Source organism: Aquabacterium sp. UBA2148, from assembly GCF_002328915.1.
Classification (GTDB): domain Bacteria; phylum Pseudomonadota; class Gammaproteobacteria; order Burkholderiales; family Burkholderiaceae_C; genus Aquabacterium; species Aquabacterium parvum.
Map to the genome: position 1 here is coordinate 2,250 of NZ_DCXA01000118.1, position 5,797 is coordinate 8,046.

A 5,797-nucleotide genomic window follows, 5' to 3' on the forward strand; every position below is an offset into this window, starting at 1 on the left:
TCCGCCAAGGGACCTCACCGTTCGCGAGTGGGTGGTCGAGCGCATCGATGGGCGCGGCGTGGTCGACAACAGCCGCACCACGATCACCTGGTCGCCCTCCGGCCAGCTTGCCGGCCGAGCGGGTTGCAACCGATTCACGGGCAGCTACCGCCTGCAGGGGGCTGCCATGGAGGTCAGCGGGGTCGCCACCACCCGCATGATCTGCGTTCCCGCCTTGATGGACCAGGAGGCGCGCTTTTTGGCGTTGCTGGGACAGGTCACGTCGTTTCAGCTCCAGCGGGATGGTGGCCTGGAGCTTCGCACGCAGGATCAGCGTCGCATCCTGGCCCGTTGACAAATAAAAAAGCGATCTCCCGGTCTGCCAACAAAACAGCCCGGACGAACAGGGCAAGGGAGGGACCTTTGTCCAATCCGGTTGTGACGCTGCTCCGGGGAGAACCCAGGGCTGGCAGGCCGCTCCGGGAGATCGCAAAACCTGCTCGGTTCACCGTCGCAGCACCCACCAGTCCACGTGGGGGTTGAGCTCCTCGCAAGAGACGGCACGCTTGACGATGCGCTCGATGGCGGGACAGTACTCAGCCGGCACCACCTTGGCCTGAGTCAGCCAGTAGTGCACGTGCGCCTGGGTGACGCCGCCGCCGATCTCGCGAGCCAAACGGCTTTGCGAGCCCACGATCTCGATGGCCCGGGCCAGTGCTTCTCGGTGGGGCATGTTTTCTCTCTGCTTTGATTTGTAGTTGCATTTGTACATCAGCGCAAAAATTATGGCAATGCATTCCACAAAGATCTTTGTAGCATCGCCGCATGAAAAATGGAGAGTGGGAAAGCTACGCAGGTCGACTGGGATGGGCCATGCGGCGCGCGGGGCGCACAAACCAGAGCGAACTGGCTCGGGCCGTCGGGGTCAAACCCCAGGCCATCCAGTACCTGTGCGACCTCGACGCTGGCGCGCAGGGCAGCTCGCACACACCCTCCTTGGCCAAGGAGTTGGGCGTTCGGGCTGACTGGCTTGCCAGGGGCGACGGTCCACCGCTGGAAAAGGCAGTGCCCGTGGCGGCCGAGTCGGTTCACGGAGGCGATGGCGAACCCCATGTGCGGGTGCCTGTTCATGGCGTGGTGCACCTGCGCGAGGACGGCAGACAGGTTTCTCAACGCGTGGGCTCACCCAAGACGCAGCCCACAGAAGGCGGCACGCTCGGTCTGCCCTGGATGGCCGAGCACTGCCATGCCATGCGTGTGCAGGGCCAAGGGCTGGCGCCCTATGCCCAGGATGGGTATTTTCTGGTGGTGTCTGCGCATGCGCCTTTGCAGCCCGAGGACTTCGTGCTGGTCACCTTGCGAAAGGGCGGGGTGCGCTTGTGTCGGCTGCTGCTCGATCGGGTCGACTCCATGGTGGTTTCTCCATGGCAAGGTGGCCCGGCCGAGGTCCTCTTGCCCAAAGATGTGGTGAGCGTTGCCTTGGTGGTGTGCGCCGTGTCCCCTCGGTGGTGGCAGGCCGATGGCGCGGCGGCAGAGAGACCGGTCACAGGTTGATGCAAGCAACGGTGGCGCAGGGCGCTTGGTCCGCAACTTGCTCCTGTCACATTCAGCGCAGCCAATCCATGGCTGCTTGCTCTGCCGGAGATCCACGTGTCCATCCACGTCGCCCTGAACCACGTCACCCACTACCGCTATGACCGGTTGGTGAACTTGTCGCCCCAGGTCGTGCGCCTGCGCCCGGCGCCGCACAGCCGCACCCGCGTCCTGTCGTACTCGCTGAAGGTCGAGCCGGTGATGCATTTCATCAACTGGCAGCAGGACGCCTTCTCCAATCACCTGGCTCGGCTTGTCTTTCCCGAGCGCACGCGCGAGTTCAAGGTCACCATCGACCTGGTCGCCGAGATGGCGGTCTACAACCCCTTCGACTTCTTCCTCGAGCCGCACGCCGAGAACTACCCCTTCCAGTACGACGAGGCCAGCGCCCATGACCTGGCGCCCTACCTGGTCAAGGGCGAGCTCACCCCGGCCTTCAAGGCCTTTGTCGACAGCATCGACCGCAAGGAGGTGCGCACCATCGACTTCCTCGTCGGGCTCAACTTGCGCCTGCAAAGCGACATCAGCTACACCATCCGCATGGAGCCGGGCGTGCAGACGCCCGAAGAGACGCTGACCAAAAAGTCGGGCTCCTGCCGTGACACGGGCTGGCTGCTGGTGCAGGCCTTGCGCCACATGGGCCTGGCCGCGCGCTTCGTCTCGGGCTACCTCATCCAGCTCAAGGCCGACGTGGCCGCGCTCGACGGCCCCTCGGGCACCGAGGTCGACTTCACCGACCTGCACGCCTGGTGCGAGGTCTACCTGCCCGGCGCCGGCTGGATCGGTCTGGACCCGACCTCGGGCCTGCTGGCTGGCGAAGGCCACATCCCCGTGGCCTGCACGCCCGAGCCCTCCGGCGCCGCGCCCATCTCCGGCGCCGTGGACGAATGCGAGGTCGAGTTCGACCACCGCATGTCGATCACGCGCATCTTCGAGTCACCCCGCGTGACCAAGCCCTACACCGACGCGCAGTGGTCCGAGATCGATGCCCTGGGCCAGGCGGTGGACGCACAACTGCAGTCGGGCGACGTCAGGCTGACGATGGGTGGCGAGCCCACCTTTGTCTCCGTCGATGACCGGGACGGTGCCGAGTGGAACACCGACGCCCTGGGCCCCACCAAGCGCGGCCTGGCCACCACCCTGGTCCACAAGCTGCGCGCCAAGTACGGCGAAGGCGGCTTCCTGCACTTCGGGCAGGGCAAGTGGTACCCGGGCGAGCAGCTGCCGCGCTGGGCCCTGTCCATCTTCTGGCGCACCGACGGCCAGCCTTGCTGGCACGACCCCAGCCTGTTCGCTGACGAGCGTCAGGCCGAGCACTACACCAGCGACGACGCCAAGCGCTTCATCGAAACGCTCTCGAACAAGCTGGGCGTGGGCCCCAACCACATCCAGGCCGGTTTCGAAGACACCTGGTACTACCTGTGGCGTGAGCGCCGCCTGCCAGTCAACGTCGACCCCTTCGAGTCCAAGCTTGACGACGAGCTCGAGCGCGTGCGCCTGCGCCGCGTTTACGACCAGGGCCTGACGCACACCGTGGGTTATGCCCTGCCTCTCAAGCGAGAGTGGGATCACGCCCCAGGCCTGAGCGGGCCGCGCTGGGTCACCGGCCCCTGGTTCTTCCGTGACGAGCGCATGTACCTCATCCCGGGTGACTCCTCGATGGGCTACCGCTTGCCACTCGACTCGCTGCCTTGGGTCTCGCGTGAGCAGTATCCCTTCGCCCACCACCATGACCCGTTCGCGCCTCGCGCACCCTTGGCTGACGCGGCAACGCTGCGCGCGCAGTACGGCCCTCATGCGGTGGGCGGCGGTTTCGCGCAAGGCGGCGCCGTCTCCATCCAAGGGCAACCTGTCGAGGGGTTGGGCGGCACCAGCGTCAACGGCGAATGGGGCGCGTTGTCGGCCAACCCGGTCGTCGCCGCCGCTGGCCCGGCCACGCCCTCGAATGCCGACCCATCCAAGCACCCCAACCGGTTCGAGTCGGCCCACTGGATCACGCGCACAGCCCTGTGCGTGGAAGCACGCAACCCCGACCGCGCCAGCGGCCCCAAGGTCGAGGCCGAAGGGCAGGGCGGGGGCGTGCTCTACGTGTTCATGCCGCCCTTGTCCAGCCTGGACGATTACCTCGATCTGCTGGCCGCTGTCGAGGCCACGGCCGCCGAAACCGGCCTCAAGATCGTGCTCGAGGGCTACCCGCCGCCGCGCGATGCCCGCCTGAAGATGCTGCAGGTCACGCCCGATCCGGGTGTCATCGAGGTCAACATCCACCCCGCATCGGGTTGGGGCCAACTGGTCGATCACACCGAGTTCCTCTACCAGGCCGCGCACGAAACCCGCCTGTCCACCGAGAAGTTCATGGTCGATGGTCGTCACACCGGCACCGGCGGTGGCAACCACTTCGTGCTCGGTGGGGCCACGCCTGGCGACAGCCCCTTCCTGCGTCGTCCCGACCTCATCCCCAGCCTGCTGACCTTCTGGCACAACCACCCCTCGCTGTCCTACCTGTTCTCGGGCCTGTTCATCGGGCCGACCAGCCAGGCGCCGCGCATCGACGAAGCGCGCATGGACCAGGTCTACGAAGCCGAGATCGGCATGAAGGAGATCGAGCGGCAGATGGCCATCTGGGGCCAGTGCCCTCCGTGGATCATCGACCGCACCCTGCGCAACCTGCTGATCGACGCCACCGGCAACACGCACCGCAGCGAGTTCTGCATCGACAAGCTGTACTCACCCGACGGCCCCACCGGTCGCCTGGGCCTGCTGGAGTTGCGCGCCTTCGAGATGCCCCCGCACTCGAAGATGAGCCTGGTGCAACAGCTGCTGCTGCGCGCGTTGGTGGCCTGGTTCTGGAAGACGCCTTACCAAGGCCATGGCGCCACCCGCCTGACCCGCTGGGGCACCGGCCTGCACGACCGCTTCATGCTGCCCAGCTTCGTTGAGCAAGACTTCTCCGACGTGCTGGCCGAGTTGCACATGGCCGGCTTCGACTTCAAGCCCGAGTGGTTCGCGCCGCACTTCGAGTTCCGCTTCCCCTACGTCGGCGAGGTGCAGGCCGCCGGTGTGCGCCTGACCCTGCGTGGCGCGCTGGAGCCCTGGCACGTGATGGGCGAGGAGGGCGCGCCTGGCGGCACCGTGCGTTACGTTGATTCGTCCATGGAGCGCCTGGAGCTGCGCGCCACCGGCCTGAACGGCAACCGCCACGTGGTCACGGTCAACGGCCGTGTGTTGCCGCTTCACCCGACCGGCCGTGTCGGCGAGTTCGTGGCCGGCGTGCGTTACCGCGCCTGGCAGCCGCCTTCGTGCCTGCACCCCACCATTGGCGCCGATGCCCCGCTCACCTTCGACCTGGTCGACACCTGGCTCAAGCGCTCGCTGGGCGGCTGTCAATACCATGTCGCGCACCCGGGCGGCCGCAATTACGACACCTTCCCCGTCAACTCTTACGAGGCCGAGAGTCGACGCCTGGCGCGCTTCTTCCGCATGGGACACACACCAGGCGCGATGGATGTGCGACCCCTTGCCGCCGGGCTGGAGCATCCGCTCACCCTCGATCTGCGCAAAACCCAGGGCGGTTGATACGATGTCGGGACTGTGACAGCCAACCTGCCCCTTTTTGACGATCCCAGCCTGGAGCCCAACGTGGCCCAGGCGATGCTGCACCGCGCCCGCCCGGTGGAGCCCGGCCACTTCGACGAGCTGCGCAACGATGAGGGTGATTTGCGCCCTTTGTGGCAGGACTTTGCCGGCCACCTGGGGGCGCCACTGGAAGACCTGCAACGGCGCCAGGACCTCATGGCGCGTCAGATCCTCGAAGATGGCATCACCTACAACGTCTACAACTCGCAGGGTGGCCCCAGCCGGCCCTGGTCGCTGGAGGTGCTGCCGCACATCATTGGTGCGCAGGAGTGGCGCAGCCTGGAGCAAGGCGTGGCCCAGCGCGCGCGCTTGCTCAACGGCATCCTGGCCGACACCTACGGCGAGCAATCGCTGCTGAAACAGGCGCTGTTGCCCTCGGCCCTGGTGCTGGGCCACCCCGGCTACCTGCGTGGCATGCAGGGCGTGACCCCGCCCGGTGGCATCTACCTGCACGTGCTGGCCTTTGACCTGGTTCGTGGCCCCGATGGCGCCTGGTGGGTGGTCTCGCACCGCACCCAGGCACCGTCCGGGCTGGGCTACGTGATGCAGAACCGGCTCATCGTCTCGCGCCAGTTCCCCGATGCCTACC

General features: G+C 66.6%; 5 protein-coding genes. 4 read left to right on the top strand and 1 reads right to left on the bottom strand.

The annotated features are described in order from the left end of the window. Window positions 1–334 (top strand): META domain-containing protein (locus B2W70_RS06405; protein WP_286743954.1); only part of this gene is annotated, 334 nt, incomplete at its 5' end. Window positions 335–484: 150 nt separating this feature from the next. Here the strand turns inward: B2W70_RS06405 and B2W70_RS06410 are convergent. Further along, window positions 485–712 carry a helix-turn-helix domain-containing protein gene (locus B2W70_RS06410; RefSeq protein WP_171010232.1) on the bottom strand — a complete coding sequence of 76 codons (228 nt, stop codon included), beginning with the start codon at window positions 710–712 and terminating at the stop codon, window positions 485–487. 92 nt (window positions 713–804) lie between these two features. Here B2W70_RS06410 and B2W70_RS06415 point away from each other — a divergent pair, with 92 nt between their 5' ends. From B2W70_RS06415 to B2W70_RS06425, 3 genes are all read left to right on the top strand, one after another. Next, window positions 805–1,533: a hypothetical protein gene (locus B2W70_RS06415; RefSeq protein WP_058087824.1), complete on the top strand. Its 729-nt coding sequence runs from the start codon at window positions 805–807 to the stop codon at window positions 1,531–1,533. 96 nt (window positions 1,534–1,629) lie between these two features. After that, window positions 1,630–5,148 (top strand): DUF2126 domain-containing protein, encoded by a 3,519-nt coding sequence (locus B2W70_RS06420; protein ID WP_286743957.1) that lies wholly within the window; start codon window positions 1,630–1,632, stop codon window positions 5,146–5,148. Window positions 5,149–5,163: 15 nt separating this feature from the next. After that, a partial coding sequence (locus B2W70_RS06425; RefSeq protein ID WP_286743959.1) for a circularly permuted type 2 ATP-grasp protein occupies window positions 5,164–5,797 on the top strand: 634 nt, incomplete at its 3' end.